This is a genomic window from Lachnospiraceae bacterium (assembly GCA_025758065.1).
In the GTDB taxonomy this organism is placed as follows: Bacteria; Bacillota; Clostridia; order Lachnospirales; family Lachnospiraceae; genus Enterocloster.
Genome location: CP107199.1, coordinates 2,430,177 through 2,453,963 on the forward strand (window position 1 = coordinate 2,430,177; position 23,787 = coordinate 2,453,963).

General features: G+C 48.3%; 27 protein-coding genes. 25 read left to right on the forward strand and 2 right to left on the reverse strand.

Annotated elements, in window-relative coordinates; translation table 11 throughout:
* Nucleotides 1-22 precede the first annotated feature (22 nt).
* From OGM16_11160 to rlmD, 5 genes are all read left to right on the forward strand, one after another.
* Nucleotides 23-901, forward strand: a complete 879-nt coding sequence (locus OGM16_11160; protein UYJ45385.1) for a sugar ABC transporter permease — start codon at nucleotides 23-25, stop codon at nucleotides 899-901.
* Between the two features lie 15 nt (nucleotides 902-916).
* Entirely contained in the window at nucleotides 917-1,750 is an 834-nt protein-coding gene (locus OGM16_11165) for a carbohydrate ABC transporter permease (GenBank protein UYJ45386.1), read from the forward strand.
* 213 nt (nucleotides 1,751-1,963) lie between these two features.
* The gene (gene pcrA / locus OGM16_11170; protein ID UYJ45387.1) at nucleotides 1,964-4,318 is read left to right on the forward strand and encodes a DNA helicase PcrA; all 2,355 of its coding nucleotides are present in this window, start codon (nucleotides 1,964-1,966) and stop codon (nucleotides 4,316-4,318) included.
* Nucleotides 4,319-4,440: 122 nt separating this feature from the next.
* On the forward strand, nucleotides 4,441-4,782 hold the full coding sequence (locus OGM16_11175) for a DUF4366 domain-containing protein (protein ID UYJ45388.1): 342 nt from the start codon (nucleotides 4,441-4,443) through the stop codon (nucleotides 4,780-4,782).
* Nucleotides 4,783-4,954: 172 nt separating this feature from the next.
* On the forward strand, nucleotides 4,955-6,349 hold the full coding sequence (gene rlmD, locus OGM16_11180; protein UYJ45389.1) for a 23S rRNA (uracil(1939)-C(5))-methyltransferase RlmD: 1,395 nt from the start codon (nucleotides 4,955-4,957) through the stop codon (nucleotides 6,347-6,349).
* A gap of 73 nt (nucleotides 6,350-6,422) precedes the next feature.
* Here rlmD and OGM16_11185 read toward each other — a convergent pair whose 3' ends face one another.
* The gene (locus OGM16_11185; protein ID UYJ48444.1) at nucleotides 6,423-6,548 is read right to left on the reverse strand and encodes a hypothetical protein; all 126 of its coding nucleotides are present in this window, start codon (nucleotides 6,546-6,548) and stop codon (nucleotides 6,423-6,425) included.
* 299 nt (nucleotides 6,549-6,847) lie between these two features.
* Between OGM16_11185 and OGM16_11190 the strand changes: the two genes are divergently transcribed.
* From OGM16_11190 to OGM16_11260, 15 genes are all read left to right on the forward strand, one after another.
* Nucleotides 6,848-7,369 (forward strand): DUF5720 family protein, encoded by a 522-nt coding sequence (locus tag OGM16_11190; protein UYJ45390.1) that lies wholly within the window; start codon nucleotides 6,848-6,850, stop codon nucleotides 7,367-7,369.
* A 29-nt stretch (nucleotides 7,370-7,398) separates the two neighbouring features.
* Nucleotides 7,399-8,271 carry a helix-turn-helix domain-containing protein gene (locus tag OGM16_11195; GenBank protein ID UYJ45391.1) on the forward strand — a complete coding sequence of 291 codons (873 nt, stop codon included), beginning with the start codon at nucleotides 7,399-7,401 and terminating at the stop codon, nucleotides 8,269-8,271.
* 77 nt (nucleotides 8,272-8,348) lie between these two features.
* Nucleotides 8,349-9,329: a DUF3991 and toprim domain-containing protein gene (locus OGM16_11200; protein ID UYJ45392.1), complete on the forward strand. Its 981-nt coding sequence runs from the start codon at nucleotides 8,349-8,351 to the stop codon at nucleotides 9,327-9,329.
* A gap of 13 nt (nucleotides 9,330-9,342) precedes the next feature.
* Complete coding sequence (locus OGM16_11205; GenBank protein ID UYJ45393.1) at nucleotides 9,343-9,567, forward strand: hypothetical protein; 225 nt, start codon at nucleotides 9,343-9,345, stop codon at nucleotides 9,565-9,567.
* Nucleotides 9,568-9,599: 32 nt separating this feature from the next.
* Nucleotides 9,600-9,881, forward strand: coding sequence for an XRE family transcriptional regulator (locus OGM16_11210; GenBank protein ID UYJ45394.1), 282 nt, complete (start codon nucleotides 9,600-9,602; stop codon nucleotides 9,879-9,881).
* An 82-nt stretch (nucleotides 9,882-9,963) separates the two neighbouring features.
* Nucleotides 9,964-10,866: a hypothetical protein gene (locus OGM16_11215; GenBank protein UYJ45395.1), complete on the forward strand. Its 903-nt coding sequence runs from the start codon at nucleotides 9,964-9,966 to the stop codon at nucleotides 10,864-10,866.
* Between the two features lie 126 nt (nucleotides 10,867-10,992).
* A complete protein-coding gene (locus tag OGM16_11220) occupies nucleotides 10,993-12,921 on the forward strand; it encodes a hypothetical protein (protein UYJ48445.1) in 1,929 nt (642 codons plus the stop codon).
* Nucleotides 12,922-12,939: 18 nt separating this feature from the next.
* Nucleotides 12,940-13,779 (forward strand): hypothetical protein, encoded by an 840-nt coding sequence (locus OGM16_11225; protein UYJ45396.1) that lies wholly within the window; start codon nucleotides 12,940-12,942, stop codon nucleotides 13,777-13,779.
* A complete protein-coding gene (locus OGM16_11230; GenBank protein UYJ48446.1) occupies nucleotides 13,779-14,183 on the forward strand; it encodes a DUF3846 domain-containing protein in 405 nt (134 codons plus the stop codon). The genes OGM16_11225 and OGM16_11230 overlap by 1 nt, the downstream gene beginning before the upstream one ends.
* Before the next feature lie 17 nt (nucleotides 14,184-14,200).
* A complete protein-coding gene (locus OGM16_11235; protein UYJ45397.1) occupies nucleotides 14,201-15,016 on the forward strand; it encodes a hypothetical protein in 816 nt (271 codons plus the stop codon).
* A gap of 45 nt (nucleotides 15,017-15,061) precedes the next feature.
* A complete protein-coding gene (locus tag OGM16_11240; protein ID UYJ45398.1) occupies nucleotides 15,062-15,538 on the forward strand; it encodes a PcfB family protein in 477 nt (158 codons plus the stop codon).
* A complete protein-coding gene (locus OGM16_11245) occupies nucleotides 15,535-17,175 on the forward strand; it encodes a type IV secretory system conjugative DNA transfer family protein (GenBank protein UYJ45399.1) in 1,641 nt (546 codons plus the stop codon). The genes OGM16_11240 and OGM16_11245 overlap by 4 nt, the downstream gene beginning before the upstream one ends.
* Before the next feature lie 52 nt (nucleotides 17,176-17,227).
* Nucleotides 17,228-17,605, forward strand: a complete 378-nt coding sequence (locus tag OGM16_11250; GenBank protein UYJ45400.1) for a TnpV protein — start codon at nucleotides 17,228-17,230, stop codon at nucleotides 17,603-17,605.
* Nucleotides 17,606-17,619: 14 nt separating this feature from the next.
* A complete protein-coding gene (locus tag OGM16_11255; GenBank protein ID UYJ45401.1) occupies nucleotides 17,620-17,802 on the forward strand; it encodes a hypothetical protein in 183 nt (60 codons plus the stop codon).
* Nucleotides 17,803-17,814: 12 nt separating this feature from the next.
* Nucleotides 17,815-18,117: a hypothetical protein gene (locus tag OGM16_11260; GenBank protein UYJ45402.1), complete on the forward strand. Its 303-nt coding sequence runs from the start codon at nucleotides 17,815-17,817 to the stop codon at nucleotides 18,115-18,117.
* Nucleotides 18,118-18,197: 80 nt separating this feature from the next.
* Here the strand turns inward: OGM16_11260 and OGM16_11265 are convergent, their stop codons facing one another.
* Nucleotides 18,198-19,046 (reverse strand): helix-turn-helix domain-containing protein, encoded by an 849-nt coding sequence (locus OGM16_11265; protein ID UYJ45403.1) that lies wholly within the window; start codon nucleotides 19,044-19,046, stop codon nucleotides 18,198-18,200.
* A 175-nt stretch (nucleotides 19,047-19,221) separates the two neighbouring features.
* Between OGM16_11265 and OGM16_11270 the strand changes: the two genes are divergently transcribed.
* From OGM16_11270 to OGM16_11290, 5 genes are all read left to right on the forward strand, one after another.
* Nucleotides 19,222-19,701 (forward strand): hypothetical protein, encoded by a 480-nt coding sequence (locus OGM16_11270; GenBank protein UYJ45404.1) that lies wholly within the window; start codon nucleotides 19,222-19,224, stop codon nucleotides 19,699-19,701.
* On the forward strand, nucleotides 19,685-19,990 hold the full coding sequence (locus OGM16_11275) for a molecular chaperone (protein ID UYJ45405.1): 306 nt from the start codon (nucleotides 19,685-19,687) through the stop codon (nucleotides 19,988-19,990). Before OGM16_11270 ends, OGM16_11275 begins: the two co-directional genes overlap by 17 nt.
* Nucleotides 19,991-20,464: 474 nt before the next feature.
* Nucleotides 20,465-21,709: a plasmid recombination protein gene (locus OGM16_11280; GenBank protein UYJ45406.1), complete on the forward strand. Its 1,245-nt coding sequence runs from the start codon at nucleotides 20,465-20,467 to the stop codon at nucleotides 21,707-21,709.
* Entirely contained in the window at nucleotides 21,706-22,410 is a 705-nt protein-coding gene (locus OGM16_11285) for a CHC2 zinc finger domain-containing protein (protein ID UYJ45407.1), read from the forward strand. Before OGM16_11280 ends, OGM16_11285 begins: the two co-directional genes overlap by 4 nt.
* On the forward strand, nucleotides 22,370-23,728 hold the full coding sequence (locus tag OGM16_11290) for a virulence-associated E family protein (GenBank protein ID UYJ45408.1): 1,359 nt from the start codon (nucleotides 22,370-22,372) through the stop codon (nucleotides 23,726-23,728). Before OGM16_11285 ends, OGM16_11290 begins: the two co-directional genes overlap by 41 nt.
* Nucleotides 23,729-23,787 lie beyond the last annotated feature (59 nt).

The following is a 23,787-nucleotide window of genomic DNA, read 5'->3' on the forward strand; positions in this document are numbered from 1 at the left end:
TTATTGAAGGAGGAGGTAGAGCATGCTTAAGACACTGAAAAAGTATAAGGCTCCCTATCTGTTTATTTTGCCCTTTTTTATCCTGTTTTTCGTATTTCAGCTGGTTCCTACCATCTGGACATTCTATATCAGCTTTACTGACTGGAAAGGAATAGGAGATCCGCAGTTTAGTGGTCTGGGCAATTACAAAAAAATGATGGTTGACAACATGTTCTGGGAGTCCCTGGGAAATACAGTTGTTTATTGGCTGACTGGCCTCGTCTTTATTTTATTCTGCGCACTGCTGATCGCGTGTCTGTTAAACAGCCGTTTTTTAAAAAGCAACAGTGCAAGGGCGTTTTTTAAAACAGCGACATTTCTGCCTAATATCTGCGCAGCGATTGCTATGGGACTTATTTTCCGCATGCTGTTTGATGAAAATGTTGGTTTATTTAATGAACTGCTTACCATGTTTGGTGGCAGCAAGATCCCGTGGCTTACAAGTACCACATATTCTAAGGTCCCGGTCATTATGTTAAATGTATGGAGATATACTCCATGGTTTACCATGATCTTATTATCAGGCCTTTTAAATATTTCAAAGGACTATTATGAGGCAGCAACTGTGGACGGCGCAAATGGTATCCAGCAGTTCTGGTATATTACACTGCCTTCTTTAAAAAATATCTTATTCTTCTGTTCAGTGACCTTAACGGTAGATATGTGGAAGCTGTTTAATGAGTCATATATTCTTCCGGGTCCTGGTACATCCAATACATCCCTGTTCCAGTATATGTACGAATCTGGTTTCAATGTATTTAACATGGGATATGCATCTGCTATTGGCGTAGTGTTGATCCTGATCCTGATCGTTATTTCTGTGATCCAGTTTATCGTACGTCATAAGCAGGGAGAAATTTAGGAAAGGAGAACTGACATGAATCATAAAAAAGCAATGTCTTCTGTGATCACATATGGGGTATTGGTGCTGATCACCATTATATGTCTGTTCCCTATTGTGTGGATGTGCCTGATCTCTATTAAAGATACTTCTGAAAGTATTACAGGCTTTAACTCAATTCTTGTAACCCATCCTACATTGGGCAATTTCAAGCGGTTGTTTGAAATGATCCCTGTAGGCCAGAATACATTTAACAGTGTATTTACTACCATTATGGGTACTGTAACATCTTTGTTTTTCTGCGCACTGGCTGGTTTTGCTTTTGCGAAGTATAAATTTCCGGGAAAAACAGTTTTATTCTATTTTGTAATTGCTACTATGTTAGTGCCTCCGGAAGTTGGTTCTGTACCGCTGTTTATCATTATGAAAAAAGTGGGATTGATCAACAGCCTCTGGTCACTGATCATTCCGAGAATAGCCACAGCCGTTGGTATATTCTACATGAACCAGTATATCACAGATGTGCCGGATGAACTGGTAGAGGCGGCAAGAATCGATGGCTGCAGTGATTTTGGCATTTTCATGAAGGTTATTCTCCCGGTTATCAAGCCTGCTATGGCTTCCTGGGGTGCAATTACACTGATTGCAAGATGGAACGACTTCTTTTGGCCATTACTTTATTTAAGAAAACAGGCAAAATACACACTGATGGTAACTATTTCCCTGCTGCCGGTCAGTGAAGGTTTATCTACTCCATGGCCTGTTATCCTTGCAGGTACAACATTAGTCATCATTCCTATTATTGTACTGTATCTGATCCTGGAGCGTTTCCAGAAGGCTGGTATGATGGAAGGCGCTGTAAAGGGTTAAGCAGGTTAAATTTTGACCCTGGTATCTCAGAAATATTAAAATCAAAAAGCCATGTTTCAGACTGCATAAAAATGCCTGGAACATGGCTTTTGTGGAACATGGCTCTGAAAAGGCACAGACAGCTGGTTTAGTAAGTCTGCTTGCGGGATTTATAGGTCTATGGTAAAATGAGCCCAGAGAAAAACAAGTGATACTAAAGGCGGTACAAAAAATATGAGCATTTATGATACATTAAATCCAAAACAGAAGGAGGCAGTCTTACATACAGATGGCCCCCTTCTTATACTGGCGGGCGCCGGTTCTGGAAAAACAAGAGTCCTGACTCACAGGATCGCTTACCTGATCGATGAATGCGGGGTGAATCCATGGAATATCATGGCTATCACCTTTACCAACAAAGCAGCAGGTGAAATGCGGGAACGTGTGGATAACCTGGTTGGTTTTGGGGCAGAAAGTATATGGGTCAGCACTTTTCATTCTTCCTGTGTGCGTATTCTGCGCCGCCATATTGAAAACCTGGGATATACTACCAGCTTTTCCATTTATGACAGTGATGATCAGAAAACCCTGATGCGCCAGGTTTTTAAGACACTGGATATTGATACAAAGCAGTTTAAAGAAAGGTCTGTTCTGGCAGCTATTTCTTCTGCCAAGGATAAGCTGATCACCCCGGAGGAGTTTTTGTTAAATGCAGGGGGAGATTTCAGGGAAAAGAAGACCGGGGAGATTTATAAAGAATATCAGAAGCAGTTAAAGAAGAATAATGCTCTTGATTTTGATGATCTGATCGTAAAGACTGTGGAACTGTTCCAGAATAACCCGCAGATACTGGATTATTATCAGGAACGTTTCAGGTATATTATGGTAGATGAGTACCAGGATACCAATATGGCACAGTTTAAGCTGGTAAGTCTTCTGGCTTCCAAGTACCGTAATCTCTGCGTAGTGGGTGATGATGATCAGTCTATCTACAGGTTCAGAGGTGCGGATATCCAGAATATATTAAGCTTTGAAAATACATTCCCGGGAACCATGGTGATCAAGCTGGAACAGAATTACCGTTCTACACAGAATATCCTTGATGCAGCCAACGAGGTGATCCGTCATAATTTTGGACGTAAGGATAAGACACTTTGGACTGCCAACGGCGAAGGGGATAAGATTTTATTTAAACAGTTTGACACGGCAAAGGATGAGGCGGATTTTGTAGTGCGCCAGATCCGTGACAGCGGATATTCCTATCAGGATCAGGCAGTGCTTTACAGGACCAATGCACAGTCGCGATTGCTAGAAGAGCGGTGTATTTTCTACAATGTCCCATACAGACTGGTAGGGGGAGTGAATTTCTATCAGCGAAAAGAGATCAAAGATATTTTGGCATATTTAAAGACGATTGCCAATGGTGTGGATGATCTGTCTGTGATCCGTATTATCAATGTGCCAAAGCGTGGGATCGGAACTACTACCATTGGAAGAGTGACTGCTTTTGCGTCCGAACATAGTATGAGTTTTTATGATACATTAAAAGAGGCAAAACAGATTCCTGGTATTGGAAAAGCAGCGGAAAAGATCAGCCGTTTTATTGCCCAGATGGAAGCCTTCAGGGCAATGGCTTATTCAGAGGAATATTCTATGAAAGACCTGATCGACCATATTCTGGAAGATACAGGCTATGAAGAAGAACTTCAGGAAGAGGGAGAGATCGAAGCCCAGACCCGCCTGGAGAATATTGAAGAATTGATCAACAAGGCAGCTGCCTATGAAGAAGACAGCGAACATCCGACGCTGGATGAATTTCTGGAGCAGGTTGCACTGGTTGCGGACATTGATAATGTAGATGATACAGAGGACAGAGTAACATTAATGACTCTTCACAGTGCCAAGGGACTGGAATTTCCAAAGGTGTATCTGGTAGGCATGGAAGATGGTCTGTTTCCGGGAATGATGTCTATTATGTCCGGTGATAAGACAGAAATGGAAGAAGAGCGCAGGCTTTGTTATGTAGGTATCACCCGCGCAAAAAAAGAGCTGGTCCTCACAGCAGCCAGACAGCGTATGATAAACGGAGAGACCAGGTGGTCCAAGCCAAGCCGTTTTATTAACGAAATCCCGCCAAATCTTCTGGATACAGATAAATTGCAGCCGGTTTTTGGAAAGAGCAAACAGGATGATCCTGGCGATTTTGGTCTTCCCTGGGATCAGGGCAGTAAAAGCGGTGTGAGCCGGTTTGGAATGGGGTATAATGCCTACGCTTCTAAAACAACATCACCGCCAGGAAACAGTGGAGCAGGTTACAAAAACGCTAAAAACTCTGGGACAGGCGGCTTTGGCAGCAGTATGCAAAGCTTAGAACCCAAGAAAAAGCCAGGCTTTGGAAAGACATTTACAGTTCAAAAAGCAGCATCTCTTGCTTATAAAGAAGGAGACCGGGTAAAACATGCAAAATTCGGCGAAGGAACCGTAAAAGAGATTATAGATGGAGCCAGAGATTACGAAGTTACAGTAGAGTTTGACAAGGGCGGTCAGAAAAAAATGTTAGCTGGTTTTGCAAAGCTGGAATGTATCTGAAAATAGTAGTAAAAAAGAAACTTCTGTGATATACTGAGTACAAAGAAAAAACAAGCGTCACCCCAGGTGACATTTACCAATGATCTAAAAAAGATAATAAATGCAGAAAGGATGGACCTGCTATGAACAGATTTGACAGAGAAAGATGGGATACCATGGGAAAAGAGGCTTTAAGCCGTGTAGAAGAACTGATGAATACCAGCCGTATCAATGATCTGATCCACAAGAGAGAAGAAGATGAAAAGAAGAAAAACTGTATCCTTTGGGTACTGGCTATTATTGGCGCAGTAGCAGCAGTTGCAGGTATTGCATATGCAGTATACCGTTTCTTTACTCCGGATTATCTGGAAGATTTTGAAGATGATTTCGATGACGACTTTGACGATGATTTCTTTGAGGATGAGAAAGCAGAAGAGAAGAAAAGCGAAAAGAAAGAAGAGAAGGCTGAGGAAAAGGCTGAATAATTAAGAAAGAAGCCGTAACAGGTTTGAAAGCTTATGATTTAAAAAGCGTGTCTCATATAACAGGGACACGCTTTTATTGGGTATAGATCATAGGTTGCCATCCAGCCACTTTTATGATACATAAGTGATAGATATAGATAAAAGATAGAAAACAAAAACAAGGAGCAAAAACGTGAAAAAAGGCGAGATTTATGAAGCAGTTGTAGAAAAGATAGAATTTCCTAATAAAGGTATTCTTCATGTAGAAGAGGAAAAAGTGATCGTAAAAAATGCCATTCCAGGGCAGAAGGTACGGTTTGTGATCAACAAAAAGAGAAATGGAAAATGTGAAGGACGGCTTTTAGAGGTTCTTGAAGCATCACCATTAGAGCAAAGCGAAGACGCCTGTCCACATTTTGGCGTATGTGGCGGCTGTCTGTACCAGAGTCTTCCGTATGAAGAGCAGTTAAAGATAAAAGAAGAACAGATCAAGGCACTTTTAGACAGTGTGTGCAAGTCTTATGAGTTTGAAGGCATTAAAGGAAGTCCTATTTCTGATTGTTACAGAAACAAAATGGAATTTTCCTTTGGTGATGAATACAAAGGAGGTCCCCTGGCACTTGGAATGCACAAAAGAGGCAGTTTTTATGATATTGTAAATACTCCACAGTGTCAGATTGTTCATGAAGATTTCAGGAAAATATTAACGGCTACCTTAGAATATTTTACAGAAAAAGGTATGGGATATTACAGAAAGCTACAGCATGAAGGATATTTAAGACATTTGCTGGTACGCAGGGCTGTAAAAACAGGTGAGATTTTAGTAGCACTGGTAACTTCAGGTCAGACAGGCGCAGCAGGAATGCCGGAGTCCTTAGAAGCAGAAAAGGTATTATTGGAAGAATGGAAGGAAACGCTGTTAGCCCTTAAAATGGAAGGAAGCTTTGCAGGCATCCTTCATATCCGCAATGATACGCTGGCAGATGTGGTACAGAGTGACGAGACTACCGTTCTCTATGGAAAAGGTTATTTCTATGAAGAACTCTTAGGCTTAAAATTCCAGATCACCCCGTTTTCCTTCTTCCAGACCAATTCCCTGGGAGCAGAGGTGCTTTACGAGACAGCAAGAGGCTATGTAGGAGAAACAAAAGATAAAGTGGTTTTTGATCTATACAGCGGAACAGGAACCATTTCCCAGATCATTGCTCCGGTGGCAAAGAAAGTAGTAGGTGTGGAGATCGTAGAAGAGGCAGTAGGCGCAGCAAAGGAAAATGCAGAGGCAAACGGTCTTCATAACTGTGAATTCATTGCCGGAGACGTATTAAAAGTTATTGATGAGATAACGGAGAAGCCGGATCTGATCATTTTAGACCCGCCAAGAGACGGCATCCATCCAAAGGCGTTAGACCGTATTATCAATTTTGGTGTAGATTATCTGGTATATATTTCCTGTAAACCCACAAGTCTGGTAAGAGACCTGGTGATCTTACAGGAAAGAGGTTATAAGCTGGAAAGGGCAGTAGCTGTTGATATGTTTCCGGCAACTGCAAACTGTGAAACAATAGCCAAGTTGGTCCGCGTAAAATAAGGTTTTTCGGGCACTTTGGGTGACTACGAAAGTGCCCTTGACTACGATTTGACAACACTTTTTTCAGATGTTGTCAAAGGCTTACAGCTTTTTCAAAAATCTCTACGCTTCGTCCTGCCATTTTTTCGGTGGCGTGGGTGTAGATCTGTAAGGTGGTGTTGATGTCAGCATGTCCAAGACGCATTTGGACATCCTTGATATCAGCACCATTTTCTATTAGGAGAGTGGCGTGTGTATGCCGTTACGGTATAATAACGACAAACAGAAAAAGCCTTTATTTTCAAGGGGTTTGAGCGTTTGTCGTCTTTTATTCAATTCCTTTTCCAAGTTGAAAATTGACGAAAACTATAAAGAAAAAAGGAGGCTGTTTTATTAACGACAAAATTTAATAGTGCCAGCGGTCCGGCTTTATGTCTGACCGCTGGTTGCCGTGGGCGTTTCACTTTTATAGGTGGACGCCCTTTTTTCATACTCATTTTCGAGAGAAAGGAGATCCACATGGAATTAAACGAAATGGAAAAAAAGCTGCTCTTTCAAGTGGAGGGCGATTATCAGACAAAGATCCTGAATGAACTTTATATGACCGTGCGGTATTCAAATAATTCCGAACAGCGGGAGGCGGCAGAAGGTCTTATGGCAAAACTTCGTGTTCTGTCAAATGCAGAGTGCATGGACTTGGTAAAAGATATTCAGAAGAATTACCGTCTGCCCTATCCAGCCCGGACGATTGGAGAAAAGATCGCCGAGGCCAGACAACAATCAGGGGCAGAAAAATTGAAGGGGCATGACATCATGGCACTTGAACGCTTTGATCCAGAAGTAAAGCACATGATCGTCTTTGATGTATTGTCTTACGATTCCCCTGTTGGCGACAAAGGCGATAAGATGCGCTTGTTCCTTACAGATGCCGGCTATCAGAAATTTTTAGAGAGCCAGGAACGGGGCGAAGTGAAACTGAAAAACCATGCGAAGGTCTCTGACGGTCATCTCCATTATGACCGCAGGGATCATGCCTTGTAACGGAATAGTCGAAGAAAGGAGGCGGTACAATGGCAGTATTCCGTGTAGAGAAAACAAAGGACTTTACGATAATGAGCAATCACCATCTGCGCAATACGGAGTTGTCCTTAAAGGCAAAGGGGCTTTTATCACTTATGTTGTCGCTGCCGGAAGATTGGGATTATACCACAAAGGGACTCGCCCATATCTGCAAGGATGGTGTGGATTCTATCACTACTGCCCTGAAGGAACTGGAGCGGCATGGTTATCTCACCAGACAGCGCCTCCGCTATGATAACGGGCAGTTGGGAGACATTGAATATACGATCCATGAGCAGCCTGTAAGTACCGAAAACACAGGGCTTTCACCTAAACGGGAAAATCCAAGACAGGTAAAACCAGAACAGGCAAAACCTAAACAGGCGGAACCTGAACAGGAAAATCCGGCACAATTAAATACTAATCCATTAAAAACAAAAAAATCAAAAAAAGATAAATCAATAACTTATCCATCAATCTATCCGGCAGAGCCGGAAGCGGCAAACCGCACGGATGGGATGGATCGGATAGAGCTGATAGAAGCCTATCGTGAAATCATCAAAGAAAATATTGAATATGACTTACTGGTCTTACGGTATGGCAGGGAACGTTTGGATGAAGCCCTTGAACTTATGCTTGAAGTGATTTTGTCGAAACGCCCTTACATTCGCATTGCCGGAGATGATTTTCCGAGGGAGATCGTCAAGAGCCGGTTCCTGAAGATCAATTCCGGCCACTTAGAGTATGTCTTTGACTGTATCGACAAGAACACAACGAAGGTCGGAAACATCAAAGCGTATCTGCTGGCGGCGCTGTATAATGCCCCGGCTACAATGGACAGCTATTACCGTGCCGAGGTCAATCACGACCTGTACGGCTGTTAGGCACCTTTGGGTGTCTTTTTTCATTTCATCACAGGAAGGAGGCAAAGCACAATGAAAAGAAACACTGTGCCGGTACTATGCCCGGCGTAACCAAAGAACAGATTCAGGCAGCGCGGGAAGCTGACTTGTTTACTTACCTGCAATTCCATGAACCCGGCGTGCTGAAACAGGATGGACCTAATTTCCGGCATAAGGAGCATGACAGTCTGGTATATGTGACCGGGAAAAGGTACTGGTACTGGAACAGCCGCGGACGGAGTATCAATGCGCTGGACTACCTGATCCAGATTCGGGGATATGGTCTTGTGGATGCGGTTCATGCTCTGGTAGGTGGCGAAATCCCACAGGAACCGGCTTACCGAAGTACGGCAGAAATACAGGTATCAAAAGAGCCGGAAAAGAAAACATTCGCTCTCCCCTGGGCCAGACGTTGCGCGACCGCTGCGGTCTCCTATTTGCAGAAACGGGGGATCAGCTCAGAAGTCATTCGCCAGTGTTTACAAGCCGGGATTTTTTACGAAGCCCGGTATCATGGAGAACCGGTTTGTGTGTTTGTTGGGAAAGATGATTCCGGGAAAGCGAAGTTTGCCTGTATGCGCAGTATCAGCGGCAATCTCAAAAAGGATGTCTATGGCAGCGACAAAGGATATAACTTTTGTTATCCCCCGCAAAGTCCGGGCAGCCGGCATGTGGCAGTCTTTGAAGCTCCTATTGATGCGCTTTCCCATGCGACACTTCAAGAGCTGGAGGGATGGAAATGGAATGGTTACCGCTTGTCTTTGGGAGGTACTTCCCATGTGGCGCTGACTTCTTTTCTGGAACGCCACCCGGAGATCCGGCGTGTTACCCTTTATATGGACCACGATCTTGCCGGATTTGTCAATGCCCGGAAAATCAAGACCATGCTCCACGAGGATAAACGTTTCCGTCATATCCGGGTAAGTGTCAACCCTCCCCGGATGGGAAAAGATTACAATGAAAAATTGCTGGAGGTTCGGGAACAACTGCAAACCAGCCAGCACCAACGCCGCCCAAAAGAGGCGGCTGTTTCAATTTAGGGAGGATTTCAACATGAATGGATCTCAACATATCTGCTTTACAGACAGCGCCGGAAAAGCGCTGTTTTCCATTCCCGACAATGGTTTACTCTGCCTGTTCTATGGAAACGGGGACAGGCACTTTGCTGTTTGTCATCGTCTGGATGACACCCATGCAGAAATTGACGGGGTAAATTATTCGCTGCCGGATTTTGCCAAAAGGATGAAACACAACCAGATCAGCTTTGCCCCGGCATAAGGCTGGAAAACAAATAACAGGAGGATTTGAAAATGAAAAAAATTGAAAATACCGCTTTGCAGATGATTGCCGAGGCTTCCCGGTGTCCAGACTACGGCCCCGATATGGTTAAATCGCTGATGAAAAAGCTGGACATGAACGAAAAGGGCTTTGCTCTTTTGATGAATGTTGCCCCATCCACAGTGCGTCTTTGGACCAGCGGAGCTGCACAGCCCTGCGGCACAGCAAAACGCCTCATGCAGATTTATGAAACCGGTCCGGAGATTGTCGGCAAGATTGCCGGCGGGCAGCTACCGGCAGATGGGAGGGATTGATTAAATGGCGGAGACAGATAGCCAGCCGTTTGCGGAAAATGAGCAGGTCAAAGAGCTGCTTCACATGAAAGGAGGAATTTGATTGAATCAGGAACCACTACCGCAGATTCATTTGATCCGTGATACAGACTTATCCATCTTTGCGTATGAGCTCCATATTTTTGCCGGAGATTTTCTTAGGGAATGCGAATTTAATATGCGTTCTCTGGCGACAAATACCGGGGCTGATTCCATTGCCATCATGGGGAAAAATCACATGTGGCTTTCCGACGCTTTGTTTGCTTATTGTTCTACGGCGGATCTTCATCAAATGATCTCAACAACGGAGTTTATCGGAGCGAGGGTTTTCCTGTTTCATACGGATCGCAGAGAGGGCGGTCACTTGTACGGAGATGTCCTGATGATGGATTTAGACACGCTGCGGCAGGATATAAAAAGAAATATCCTCTATCCCTGCGGCGTCAATGTCGAACGCAAAGATGGTTCAGCGGCTACGGTCAGCCTGAAAGAATGGACTGAAATGGAGCTTTACGAAAAAGATGCTCTGAAAAGTTGGGGATTTTCTTATGCCCCGAATCAAGTTACGGAATGGCAGTACCACTATTCCACGATGTTCAGACAGTGGATGGATCAGGCATTTCGTTATATGCCCCAGGATTTAGAAGAACGCCTGAATATGCAATATATGGAGGCAGCCCAGAACCCGGATATGGATAAGTACCGCATACCACAGGGAACGGCAAAGCAGATGCTTCTTTATGACGAAGCCCCTGTGTATCGCCTTCTTCCATCCGGTTCGGAGAAAATTGCGCCCATCGCGGCAATCTCTACGGGCCTGTGGTATGAAAATTACCGGGAGTTTGCCATTGCACCAGAGGATTTAGGCGCTCTGGACAAACTGATCCGCAGGGAAACTGACCGGCTCACAGGAAACCTCCCACAACTTCACAAAAACGAAGAACGTCGCCCTGCCCCGGAGCGATAAGAATTTTACACTGACTGGAGGTGATGAAGATTGGCAGGAGTGCATGAAGATTTCGGTGAAAAGATCGGCGGTGCGAAAAAAGACCTGTGGAAAGACCGCGGGCTGTATGCGGATGATCTGGAAGCCATGAATGAGCGCGAAGCCGAAAAATTTGTGAAAAAGGATAATGTCTGGAAAAAGCCGGACTATGCAGCCATGCTGGAGGAAGGGATTCCTCTTGGCGTGGTCTATTTTATCAAAAAAGCAAGGGACGGCTTAAACGCCTCTCCTCAGTATTACCGCACGGATGACACCCCGGAAAAACGGACTGCGAGGCAAAAGGAGTATATAAAAACAGTCCGGGAATTGCAGACAGTGCTTTCAGATGTTCGTACTGTGGAGGATGCCATGAGAGCCTATGACCGCTTTTTCGTTGACAATGGATATTTAGAAAAGGTACAGGGCTGGGTAAGCGGAATCCATTACCGGGCAACGAAAAAGGGTCAGGACAATCCCGTGATTACAAACAAATTATCCAATACTATGCTGATCCGCTCGGCTGAATATTTTGAGCGCAACTTTACTCAGAAAGCAAAAAAGGAACAGTTTTGTGTTTCCAAAGAGCAGAAAATACCGAAAGGTTATGCGATCCACTTCAACGACGGGAAACATACCTATTCTAAAAATGAGGACTGGAAACCCGGTACCTACTATGTGACAAAAGGCTATTCGATCCTGCGGACCAATTTTGAGACCAAAGAAGCTGCCCTGAAATGGGTGCAGGAACTTGCCAAAGGCAGGAACAAAAATGGGAAGATCCGGTTTGTCCCTCCCCAGCTCGCCCATGTCAAACGTACCGGCCCGGATTATCGGAATGGCGTGGAGATCACCGGACAGCATTATCTTGATACATTTGGATTCCGCGGCGGCGAGTTTGGAAACTGGATGAACCAGAACGACCGTCAGACCTCCCTTAACATGGGATTTGAAGCACTAAAGGATCTGGCGTCAGCCCTTAAGATCAGCGATAAAGATATTGCTTATCAGGGAACGCTTGCTATCGCTTTTGGTGCAAGAGGCAGCGGCAATGCTGCGGCTCATTATGAACCTTTGCGTACAGTCATCAATCTTACGAAAATGCACGGGGCCGGTTCGCTGGCACATGAATGGTGGCATGGACTTGACGATTATCTTGGTACAAAGATGGGCGCAAAAGGGATGCTGTCAGAACAGCCCCGCCTCTATGCGCCGTTCCAAAAACTCATTGACACCATGAAGTATAAACCGGAAACACCGGAACAGGCAGCAAAGCGCACGGAAGCACAAACAGAACGCACCCGGAAAAATGCGGCAAGCTGGCTGGATTCCTCGGTTCTTGCCTCTCTGAAACGGTATGGCAATGAGGAACAGATGGAAACCTACGCAGTCTTGCGGGAAGCATTTTTGTCCGGCGAACCCGGCTCTGTGGGACAGATCAGCGCATTTAAGAAGAATGTTACCGGCCGGGTAATTCCCAAAAGTGAACGGGAACGGCTGGAAATTTTTGAGCGTATGCTTTCCAGGATGCAGGCGCAGGAAGCTCCGCAGATTGGACGGACGGAAACTGATTTTTACCGTAATTCGGTACGCATGGGAAAAGAATGTGAAAAAGACGGCGGTTATTGGGACAGCAATGTGGAAATGACAGCCAGAGCCTTTGCCTGTTATATCAAGGACAAACTGCCCTACACATCGGATTATCTGGCAGGCCATGCCGACTGTGCCCTTACCCTGGTTTCCGGTAAAGACGGAGAAATGGAGGTATTGAAAGCCTTTCCTGTGGGGGAAGAACGCCGTGCGATCAACGCTGTTTTTGACGAGATCATTCAGGATTTGAAACGGGAACAGCTATTGACCCATGCCGATGTAACGCTTCCTCTCTCTGTTTCTGAACTTCGTGAGGCAGCGGACGGTCAGCTATCCATGTTCGGCGTCGGCCGTCCTTCCGTGATGGATCAGCTTGCGGCAAACAGACCGGCAGATAAAAAATCACCGGCACAGACGATTTTCAGAAAAAACCATGAGTCGGAAATATAGCAGGAGGTGAACAGCATTTTGGAAGAAAACAGGGATTACCATGCCTACCGGTATGGCGACCACTTGACGCCGGGATCAGAGCTTAAAATTGAACACAGCGTAGTTTGTGAAAATGTGGATATTTCTACTCTGATCACAATGGGAACCGATAGCCTGGAAGCCATGCGCCAGGGAAGTATTGACGGGGAGCAGAAAGCCTATGAAATCGTGGTGGCTGCTGCAAAACAGTGGGAACAGCAGGCAGCGGCAACACAGACGATCAACCGGGCTTTGGAATATCTTCGTACACCGGAGATCGAACATACCGGCAACCAGTGGAAAGACACCGATAACTGGAGGGCGGATCAGAAAATCAGCAACCGGGTCTATCAGATGACCTGCAGTATTTGGGAAGATACGAAATATGACAGAGAAACCAAACAGAGTGTTCCGATTGCCTGGTATGTGACATGGGAAGTCCGTATTCATTCCCCGAAGCAGGGATATGGAGCAAAGATTGCCGGACAAAACCAGAAACGATATACAGATAAGAACGCAGCCATAAAATACCTGGACGGGCGAAAGAAAGCCTATTCCCATTTATTCACGGAAATTTCCCCGCCGATCCCGAAAGAATATGAGCACCATTTTATGGTTCACGGTACTCTTTTACCTGGCTATACGGTTGAAGGACTGGAACAGGCCAAAACGGAACATGCCGCCGCCGAGGTTTCGGAGGGCGGTATTTTTACACCCGAAAACCAGGAGAAGCCTTCCGTCCTGGGGAAGCTCTCTGTGGCAAAAACTCAGGAAAAAACGCCAACCACTCCCGGTACGGCAATGAAAAAGAAGGAGGATATACAATTACGAAAGTGTTAATGGTAGAGCCGGGCAAGTCCCCTTATGCTGCGGAGATTGAAAGCGGTCTGAAATCTTTGCAGGCGGCAGTGGGTGGAGACATTCAGGCGGTCTATCCGTATGAGGACCCGGTGGCTCTGATCTGCAATGATGAAGGCAAGCTGATGGGACTGCCTCTGAACCGGGCTCTCTTTGATGATGACGGCCACATCTATGATATTGTGTCCGGGAATTTTCTGATCGTTGGTCTTGGCGAGGAAAATTTTACAGACCTTTCCCCGGATCTGATGGAGAAATATGGGGAGCAATTCAAGTACCCTGAAAAATTTGCAAGGCTTGCCGGCGAGATCATTGCAGTCAAGCAGCCTGCAACCAATGAGCACCGGGAAAAACCGATGATGCACCATTCCGGCCCGGATTTGTAGAAAGAAAGGAGCCAATTATGTTAATGGCAGTAAATGAACCTTATGCCCTTATGGTGCAGCCGGACGATATTCTGATCTCTCCCCGTGAGGTAGATGAACATTTTGGGACGATGGTATGCTTTCATCCCCGCTATGCGCTGGGCGACCATCACAACCATATGGACAAAGATGACTTCCTGCGGGAAATGTATTTAGATACCGTAGGACATGATGAAGCCGGCATGAAACGCTATGAACGGATGGTAAACATTGTAAGCAGCCGTTTCCGGCATGGACCAAAGACAGAGGAACGGGCGATCGATGAAGCAATGCAGAAAGTAATTTCGGAAAAGTATCTGATGCTCCCCCTCTATCTCTACGACCACTCAGGTCTTGCCATGAGTACAGAAAGTTTCTCAGGCAGGGCTCCTCATGCAGAATGGGACAGCGGACAGGTCGGCTGGATCTATGTTTCCAAAGAAGATGCCCTAAAGGAATTTGACGCTGACAAGATGACCGGCGCCATCCGGCAGAAAGCGGACGCACTGATGCGCAGCGAAGTCGCCGCTTATGATTCCTATCTGCGTGGCGAATGTTATGGGTTTGAGCTTTATAAAAACGGGGAGCTGTCGGATAGCTGCTGGGGCTTTATGGGTAACTTTTCCGATGTGTTGAAAGATATGGCGGCATACCTCCCGGATGAGTGCAAAGGGATGGTCGATCATCTGGAGGAACAGGAACGCCCGGCTACGATCATCAAGACGCTTTTGAAACATGCTAAAATTCAGGTCGATCAGGCAGCAAAAGCCTTTGAACACGCTTCCCGACAGCAGGTTCTTGGGGAAAGCCGGTAAAAAGTTATTTCCATATTATAAATACCGATTTTATCAGAAAGGAGGATGCTCTTGCAGGAAGAACTCGAACAACGAACGGTTTCTGTTTCTATACAGGCAGCAAAACTGTCAGGGCGGGTACTGCGTGCGGCTATTGCTGCGGTACTCCAAAAGATGGAACAGGAACGCACAATGCCAAAAGTCGGGCGCAACAGCATGAAGCGGCTGACTTATAAAGACCCCGGAGCCAATACCATTGAAGTTTCAGGGCGAATCCGCTCTTTTGAACGGTATGCCAGAAAACATCAGGTACGCTACCATATAGAAAAGGAACTTGGGACCGATCCCCCAAAATGGACGGTATATTTCAAGGCAAACCAGGCGGATGCACTGACGGCAGCTTTTAAGGAATATACAAAGAAAGACCTTACACGCAGCACCAGACCGTCGCTGCTTATACAGCTTCATAAGTTCAAAGAACTGGCACAGTCGCTTGGCCGTGACCGTGTAAAGAACAAAGAACACGGAGGACCGGAACGATGAAGATTGATGCAGAAACATTGAAAAAACAGGTCATTCTCCATCTGCCTTATGTTCTGTTCCTTCTGGTATTTGCCAAGCTGGGCGAAGCGGTGCGGCTGGCTCCCGGAGCAGACGCTTCCCAAAAGCTGTTAGGACTGTCCGAAGGCTTTGCCCTTGCGTTTCAGAGTATGTGGCCGGGGGCGGCAATGGACTGGCTGATCGGTTTCTGCGGTGCAGCCATTATGCGGCTGGCAGTCTATCTTAGAGGGAAAGACGCTAAGAAATACCGCAAAAATGTGGAATATGGTTCTGCAAGATGGGGAAATAAAGCCGATATTGCCCCGTTTATGGACCCAAATCCGGAAAACAATATCATTCTTACCCAAAGTGAAGGACTGATGTTAAACGGAAGGCCCAAAAATCCGGCCAATGCAAGAAATAAAAATGTACTGGTAGTCGGAGGATCAGGTTCGGGAAAAACGCGCTTTTTCATCAAGCCCAATCTGATGCAAATGCACAGTTCCTACGTCGTCACCGATCCGAAAGGTACAGTCCTTGTGGAATGCGGAAAGATGTTGCAGCGAGGCACACCAAAGCTGGACAAGGACGGAAAGCCTGTGCGTAATGAAAAAGGAAAGATCATCTATGAGTCCTATAAAATACGGGTATTCAATACGATCAATTTCCAGAAAAGTATGCACTTTAACCCGTTCGCCTACATTCATTCCGAGAAAGATATTCTGAAGATCGTCACTACCCTAATCGCCAATACCAAAGGCGAAGGAAAAGCCGGAGACGATTTCTGGGTCAAGGCAGAAACCCTGCTCTATACGGCACTGATCGGATATATCTATTATGAGGCTCCGGCAAACGAACAGAATTTTGCCACACTGGTAGAAATGCTGAACGCAATGGAAGTCCGTGAGGATGATGAGTCGTTCAAAAATGCCGTTGACCTTCTCTTTGACGCGCTGGAACAGAAAGACCCGGATCATTTTGCCCTGCGTCAATATAAGAAATATAAGCTCGCTGCCGGAAAAACAGCCAAGTCGATCCTTATTTCCTGTGCTTCCAGACTGGCTCCTTTTGACATTAAAGAAGTCAGGGAAATTACCATGTATGACGAACTGGATCTGGATATGCTGGGAGATGAACGGACTGCTCTTTTCCTTATTATGAGTGACACGGACGGGACCTTTGCATTTTTGATCAGTCTGATCTATTCCATTTTGTTTAACCGCTTGTGTGAGCGGGCGGATGATGTATATGGTGGAAGGCTTCCCATCCATGTGCGCTGCCTGATCGACGAGGCGGCAAATATCGGGCAGATCCCGAACCTGGAGCGTCTTATGGCGACCATCCGAAGCCGTGAGATCTCTGCCTGCCTGGTGCTGCAGGCGCAAAGCCAACTCAAAGCCCTGTATAAAGACAACATGGACACCATCATCGGTAACTGTGACGCCTCCCTTTTCTTAGGAGGCAAAGAAGAAACCACCTTAAAAAGCTGGAACTCCCTATTGGGGAAAGAGACCATCGACCTGTATAACACCAGTGTCACAAAGGGCAATCAGGAATCCCACGGACAAAATTTTCAAAAGCTGGGAAAGGATATGCCATACTTGTTCGTGAAGAGTTCAGTTGCCTTGAATTTATCATGAACAGGGACACGATCAACTGGATTCTGAAATAACTGAATACAGGAGGTCGAACATGGAGCATTTACCAAAGAAAATCCATCAAAACGGAATCAGCTACACGCTGGTGGGAGACTACTACATCCCCGATCTGGAGCTACCGGAGGAAAGCCGCCCCATTGGGCGGTGGGGCCGGATGCACAAAGCGTTTCTGCAAGAACACCGGCCCGGCCAGTACAATGCCCTGCTTCTGTCGGGAAAACTCTGGACATATCTTGCTGACCTGAACGAACAGGCCGCTGACCGGCTGGCGTGTATCGTCTCGCAGATGCAGGAGGCGGAGGGTGTCACCGAGGAACTGAAAGCCCGTGACCAGCTTGCGTGGGTCGGGGGCATGAACAGCATTCGCAGCCGAGCAGAGGAAATCATCCTCTCTGAGATGATTTTTGTTTAAGGAGGTGCCTGTCTATGAGATACCGTATCGAATACGCCGATGGGCGTTATTGTAACTTTGCCAACGGCAGGGCTGAGCTGCTGAAATGGCTGAAACTGCTGAAGCAAGAGGAAATCTCCGACATCCGCAAAGTATATAAAAGCGGTGTGTCAGATTCCGTCCTGGAAACATACCGGAATTATATCCGCCCAGCATAAGGAGGGGCGCTTATGGGTACAGATATAGAAAAATTGGTTGATTTGATGATTCAGGAGCGGATGCAGAGCCAGTTTGCTAAGTGGCGGGAGGCAGAAACCGGCACGGAGAAAAAAGAGGACTGCCTTCGCTTGGAAAACGAGTATGAAAAAGCAATCAGCGCATTGTCTGAGGAACAGAAGGACGCTGTAAGACACTACTGTGATTCTATTTTCGATTCTGGTGCAGAAAGCGAGTGCTTCTTTTACCGGCTGGGCCTCAAAGATGGCATCCGTCTCTGGAAGTTTATGAAAAAGCTGATGAAAACGGTCAGCTAACGGATGTATAACCACATATTTTATTCCGCCCACAAACGGGTCGAAAGCCGTCCAACGGTACAGATTGGGCGGCTTTCCTGTTATCTGCGTTTCTTCCGCTTGGGCGCATAGTACGGCTGCGGCTTGGCCTTTCCTCTCATGTTGTTGGGATTTTTGAGCATTTTGGACAGGCTCAGTATCCGCAAAAATGCAGAGAAGTCCTCTGAGGAAATCTTCTCGAAGGGTATCTGCATTCTGTCGCAAAATTCGTGGATTACCACTTCCTCTTGGCTGCCCTGTTCGAGCGCCTGTTCAAACTTTTCCTTGACGTCATCCAGCGTGGGCTGCGGGTCGGCGGTGGTCTTGTCCTTGCGGTGTGCTTCCCGGATGTCCCGGACGATGCTGTCCAGATCATCGTGCATGACATGGCTGTAAAAATCGCTTTCCTGCACCTGCCCCAGTTCCAGCGTCCGCATATAGAGGTCATCTTCTCCGGGCGCATACTTGCTCATGACGGTCTGCCGGGTGGCCTCCAACACCAGATTCATCTGCTCCACCCGCATATTGGCGATCTGGTCGATGCAGATTTCCATATCTATCATCAGCCGCCGGAAATTCGGGTGGGCAGCCAGTTCGCAGAGAAGCCGGTTGTTGATTTTGCCGCTGCTCAAAAGTTCCACCATATCATCACTCAGATGCAGAGATTGAAGTTCTGTGTTTGGGTGATTTTTATTTTCCGTCAGCCCCATCAGATAGTCGGTGGACACGCCGTAAAAGTCCGCCAGCGTTGCAATCGCAAACGGGCTGATGTCCTTGTAGTCATCGGTTTCGTATTTTCCCAGCGCGGATTTAGACAGGCCGGTCTGCTCCGCCAGTTGTTCCAGCGTCAGGTGCTTGTCCACCACCCGCAGGTCTTTGAGCCGCTCCGGGATTGTCAGCTTTGCGTACATCCAAAGCCCCCTCTCTCGTTATCTTTTTCAGTGATTACACCCATTATAGCACGATTCCATAAGCGTGGAAATATGCGGATTTCGAGCGTTTTTCCGACGTTTTGGATATACGGGAAAGGGCCTCTTTTTTCGGTAAACTGGTTCTTGCAGACAGGCACAGAACCTTGAAAATCGAATGACCGGCTGCAAGGGGTATGGCCTCCGGGGAAGTGACGCCAGGACAGAAATCGAGCACACCAAAGAGGCCGATACGCCGGGAGAAATTCCGGGCAGGAGCGGCTTGCAGGCAGACCGGCGGACAGGAAACAAGTTTATCATGCGGGGCGCATGGCTCCGCAGCAAAGAAATGGAGGAAATCATTATGACACTGAGTATGAAAGAAAAGAAGATTCTCTACGCTTACGGCTGTCTCAGCCACCACAATACGGTGACACGGCTGAAATGGCTGACGGCTCTGACGGTTGACCCGGAGGCCAAACGCCGGATGCTGGGGCTGGCCCGGAAGGTGGAGACGGAGATGAACGAAAGCTGGTACGAGGATTTTTATCACCATCTGCGCATGGAGATGGACGAGTACCGCCGTCTCAAGCGCAACCTGCGTGTGCTGAAATCTTACACCGATTATGAGGAGAATCTGTATGAAGAAGCTGTCTAAGTATGAGAAAGAAACCATCATCAACTGGAACGAGGCGGAGAACCTTGCCAGCGTCTACACCTTCAACGCCAGCTTGAAGCGCAGGCTGGCTGATTTCAGCCGGAAGTACCCACTGTTGTGCCGGTTGGAGCGCAGCACGCCGGAGGGCAGCGTGACCTATGTGCTGGACAAGTCCCGGCTGTCGATCCGGCTGGTGCCTCCGTACAGCGAAGAACGGAAAGCCGCCGCAAGGGAGTACGCAAAGGAGCATGGCTTTCAGGTGGTGGTAACGGAAGAAAAAATCGCCTAAAATCGGGGTGTTTACGGGAAAAATGACGGGTCTGCACCCGATGTTTTGACCGGCAATCCCCGCAGGCGTATTCCGTATCCACTCCCCGCCTATGGGCGCAAATGTGTGGATACGGAGCCGGTGAAACTGGCAAACACCGTTCCTGCGGTGGAAGCCAGCTTCGCCGGTGCGGAAGTACAGAGGGCGGCCAGCCCTTTGTGGCGGGGTGCAGGGGCGGCAGCGCACTGCTGGGGTCAAGGGGCAACGCCCATTGGCAGGTTAAGGGCGGCAGCCATTATCGGGTCAAGGACGAAGTGCCTTGGCAGGTTGAGGGCAGCCGCCCCATCGGGTCAAGGGTGAAACGCCTTGCCCAGGGAAAGTTGATGCCTGCGTCAACTTGTATTGGGTATTACCTGACGCAAAATTCGCAGGATTTGCGGCTTCGCCGCCCCTTCCCCGGCCCCAGAACATCTTCGCAGGAAGGAGGAAATCTGTTTGAAACTGACACGACACAATGGACGCTCCGGCAAGCATGGCACCTATAATCCCCGCCACAATGACCGCCGGTTCGATGTGGAGAACAGCGAACACATTGACGCAGAACGGGCAAGGCAAAATGTCTACTGGGACTGCTACCGGGGCTTTACCACCCATGAGTTCCGGGAGAACCCGGAGCAGCCGGATTTCAGCTTTGAGGAAATCGAGCGGATGTATTACTACGAGCATTACGGCGGCTATGTGGAAGCTCAGAACGCCCGGAATGAGAAAACCCGGCACACCGAGCGCAACCGCACTGTGGAGGACTTGCTGAAAAACAACAAGACCTGCCCGGAGGAAAGTATCTACCAGATCGGCACGATGGGAGAATCCGTCTCGCCGGATACGCTCTTTTCCATCGTCAATGAGTTTTATCAGGAATTTGAGCGCCGCTTCGGTTCCCATATCCACATCCTGGACTGGGCGCTCCATCTGGACGAGGGGACGCCCCACATCCATGAGCGGCACGTCTTTGACTGTGAGAACCGCTATGGGGAACTGTGCCCCCAGCAGGAAAAGGCGCTGGAAGAACTTGGCATCCCTCTCCCCAACCCGGAGAAGCCCAAAGGCCGGAACAACAACCGCAAGCAGACCTTTGATGCGGTCTGCCGGACGATCCTGTTTGACATCGCCAGACGGCATGGGCTGCATCTGGATCAGGAGCCGTCCTACGGCGGGCGGGACTATCTGGAAAAACAGGATTATATCCTGATGAAGCAGAAGGAGCAGCTTGCGGCGCAGGAGCAGAAGCTGGAAGAACTGACGCTCAAAATCGAGGACGTGGAGACGCTGTTAGATGATGTTTCCGATGCGGCCTATGACAAGGCGGTGGAGGTGGTGACCGATACCGTCCGGCAGGAGACACACAAGGAAGATATTCGTCTGGTGGAAGAATCGAAAAAATGGGTGCTTTCGCCGGAGCGCAAGGCCCCGAAGAAGGAGCGTGACTACGCTGCCGCCCGTCTGGATGGAGTGATTACCAAAATCAAACGGGTCATGCAGAACGCCCTGGCAAAAATCCAGAAAACTCTCATGCAGCCGGAGGTCAAGAAGGCCGGTAAGGAGCAGATTAAGGAGAAGGCCAGAGAATCCATCCGGGAGAAGCTGGCGAAAGGCAGGCTGAACGCTGACCGAGATAACCGGGAACGCTGGGAACGTGAGGGGCGGATTGCTCCGAAAAAGAAACACGATATGGAGTTATGAGGCACCTGATTTTCTGCGGAAACGGGTGCTTTTTTCTCTGCCTGGAGGTGAGAAAATCGAATATATTTGAAGCGGTGAAGGAGTCTGTCACCACAAGGCAGGCTGCGGAATATTACGGGGTGCAGGTTGGCAGGAATGGCATGGCCTGCTGTCCCTTCCATGATGACAAACATCCCAGTATGAAGATTGACCATCGGTTCCACTGCTTTGGCTGTCAGGCAGATGGGGATGTGATTGATTTTACCGCCCGTCTGTTTAGTCTGAGCAGTAAGGAGGCGGCGCTGAAGCTGGCGGAGGATTTCTCTGTCCACTATGACGCCAAAGGCCATGACCCGCCCCGCAGGAGGCCGGTCAAGCGAAAAATCAGCGAGGAACTGCGTTACCGGCAGGCGGAGCAGAAATGTTTCCGGGTGCTGTGCAATTACCTGCATCTGCTGGAACGCTGGGAGAAGGAATACGCCCCGCAGACGCCGGATGAAGCGTGGAATCCGCTGTTCGTGGAGGCCCTGCAAAAGAAACCGTACACGGAATATCTGCTGGATATTCTCTTGTCCGGCAGCATGGAGGAACGTGCTTCCGTGGTCGCTGAGTATGGAAAAGAGGTGAGGAAGATTGAGCAGCGAATATCAGAGTTTACCGCTAGCCACCCGGCAGGCCGCCATGAGCGCAGCCGAAGCCTTAGCGCCGGAGCGGAGCGTTGATGAGGTGCGGGAAAGCCTGTCCGTCACCGAGAAGGGCCAGCCCGCCAACACCATCGGCAACTGCCGGACGGTGTTCTGCCATGACCCTCTCCTGCGTGGGGCGATCCGCCTGAACCTTTTGACTGACCGGGTGGACATTGTACAGGATTTAGGCTGGCGCAGGAATACCAGTGCCCTGACGGATACGGACGTGAAATATCTGCTTCTCTATTTTGAGCAGACCTATGGCCTGACCAGTGAGAAAAAGATGACGGCGGCGCTCTCCATCGTGGCGAATGAGAACTGCTACCATCCCATACAGGACGTGCTAAACGGCCTTGTCTGGGACGGGACGCCCCGCATCCGCTCCTGTCTCCATCATTTCTTAGGTGCGGACGAGAGCGACTATGTGGAGGAAATGCTGAAACACTTTTTGCTGGGGGCTATCCGGCGGGTATTCCGCCCCGGCTCCAAATATGAGGAAATGCTCTGTCTGGTGGGCGGTCAGGGGGCTGGCAAGTCCAGCTTCTTCCGCTTGCTGGCGATCCGGGACGAGTGGTTCAGTGACGACCTGAAAAAACTGGACGATGACAGGGTGTATCTGAAGCTGCAAGGACACTGGATTATCGAAATGTCGGAGATGCTGGCTACCAGCAGCGCCAAAAGCATTGAAGAAATCCGCTCCTTTATCAGCCGCCAGAAGGAAACCTACCGGACGCCCTACGAGGCCCAGCCCAAAGACCGGCTGCGGCAGTGTGTGTTCGGCGGTTCGTCCAACACACTGGACTTCCTGCCCCTTGACCGGGCCGGAAATCGGCGCTTTTTGCCGATCATGATTTACCCGGAGAATGCAGAGGTTCACATTTTGGAGGACGAGGACGCCTCCAGAGCCTATCTTTTACAGGTCTGGGCGGAGGCCATGACGATTTACCGCAGCGGCCACTACTCTATGAAGTTCAGCAAGTCCATCCAGCGCCAGCTGGTGGAGGTGCAGAAGGATTTCATGCCGGAGGACACCGAGGCCGGACAGATACAGGGCTTTCTGGAACACTACACCGGCAGCATGGTCTGCTCCAAACAGCTGTTCAAGGAGGCGCTGGGCCACACCTACGATGAGCCGAAGCGGTGGCAGCTGCACAATATCAACGAGATCATGAACACGGTGGTGACGGGCTGGAAACCATTCTCCAATCCCCGGATGTTCACCGGATATGGCAGGCAGAGGGGCTGGGAACGGGACGTTTCCGGCAACGAACTGCCCGGCAACGAAGATGGATTTGTGGAGCTGACCGAGGAAGAATGCTGCCAGCTGGAACTGCCGAAGGAGTGGATCGCATAAAATTAGCGGTCTGTTGCCGGGATGGTTGCCACTTGGTTGCCGGGTTTGTTGCCGGGGAT

Bases quoted from the DNA above. Each gene is read 5' to 3' on its own strand.
- OGM16_11160 (UYJ45385.1), top strand. From the start codon at position 23: ATGCTTAAGACACTGAAAAAGTATAAGGCTCCCTATCTGTTTATTTTG.
- OGM16_11220 (UYJ48445.1), top strand. From the start codon at position 10,993: ATGAATGAGCGCGAAGCCGAAAAATTTGTGAAAAAGGATAATGTCTGG.
- OGM16_11245 (UYJ45399.1), top strand. From the start codon at position 15,535: ATGAAGATTGATGCAGAAACATTGAAAAAACAGGTCATTCTCCATCTG.
- OGM16_11265 (UYJ45403.1), bottom strand. From the start codon at position 19,046: ATGTACGCAAAGCTGACAATCCCGGAGCGGCTCAAAGACCTGCGGGTG.
- OGM16_11275 (UYJ45405.1), top strand. From the start codon at position 19,685: ATGAAGAAGCTGTCTAAGTATGAGAAAGAAACCATCATCAACTGGAAC.
- OGM16_11260 (UYJ45402.1), top strand. From the start codon at position 17,815: ATGGGTACAGATATAGAAAAATTGGTTGATTTGATGATTCAGGAGCGG.
- pcrA (UYJ45387.1), top strand. From the start codon at position 1,964: ATGAGCATTTATGATACATTAAATCCAAAACAGAAGGAGGCAGTCTTA.
- OGM16_11190 (UYJ45390.1), top strand. From the start codon at position 6,848: ATGGAATTAAACGAAATGGAAAAAAAGCTGCTCTTTCAAGTGGAGGGC.
- OGM16_11240 (UYJ45398.1), top strand. From the start codon at position 15,062: ATGCTCTTGCAGGAAGAACTCGAACAACGAACGGTTTCTGTTTCTATA.
- OGM16_11255 (UYJ45401.1), top strand. From the start codon at position 17,620: ATGAGATACCGTATCGAATACGCCGATGGGCGTTATTGTAACTTTGCC.
- OGM16_11290 (UYJ45408.1), top strand. From the start codon at position 22,370: ATGAGCGCAGCCGAAGCCTTAGCGCCGGAGCGGAGCGTTGATGAGGTG.
- OGM16_11200 (UYJ45392.1), top strand. From the start codon at position 8,349: ATGCCCGGCGTAACCAAAGAACAGATTCAGGCAGCGCGGGAAGCTGAC.
- OGM16_11250 (UYJ45400.1), top strand. From the start codon at position 17,228: ATGGAGCATTTACCAAAGAAAATCCATCAAAACGGAATCAGCTACACG.
- OGM16_11175 (UYJ45388.1), top strand. From the start codon at position 4,441: ATGAACAGATTTGACAGAGAAAGATGGGATACCATGGGAAAAGAGGCT.
- OGM16_11165 (UYJ45386.1), top strand. From the start codon at position 917: ATGAATCATAAAAAAGCAATGTCTTCTGTGATCACATATGGGGTATTG.
- OGM16_11270 (UYJ45404.1), top strand. From the start codon at position 19,222: ATGACCGGCTGCAAGGGGTATGGCCTCCGGGGAAGTGACGCCAGGACA.
- OGM16_11235 (UYJ45397.1), top strand. From the start codon at position 14,201: ATGTTAATGGCAGTAAATGAACCTTATGCCCTTATGGTGCAGCCGGAC.
- OGM16_11195 (UYJ45391.1), top strand. From the start codon at position 7,399: ATGGCAGTATTCCGTGTAGAGAAAACAAAGGACTTTACGATAATGAGC.
- OGM16_11230 (UYJ48446.1), top strand. From the start codon at position 13,779: ATGGTAGAGCCGGGCAAGTCCCCTTATGCTGCGGAGATTGAAAGCGGT.
- OGM16_11205 (UYJ45393.1), top strand. From the start codon at position 9,343: ATGAATGGATCTCAACATATCTGCTTTACAGACAGCGCCGGAAAAGCG.
- OGM16_11285 (UYJ45407.1), top strand. From the start codon at position 21,706: ATGAGGCACCTGATTTTCTGCGGAAACGGGTGCTTTTTTCTCTGCCTG.
- OGM16_11210 (UYJ45394.1), top strand. From the start codon at position 9,600: ATGAAAAAAATTGAAAATACCGCTTTGCAGATGATTGCCGAGGCTTCC.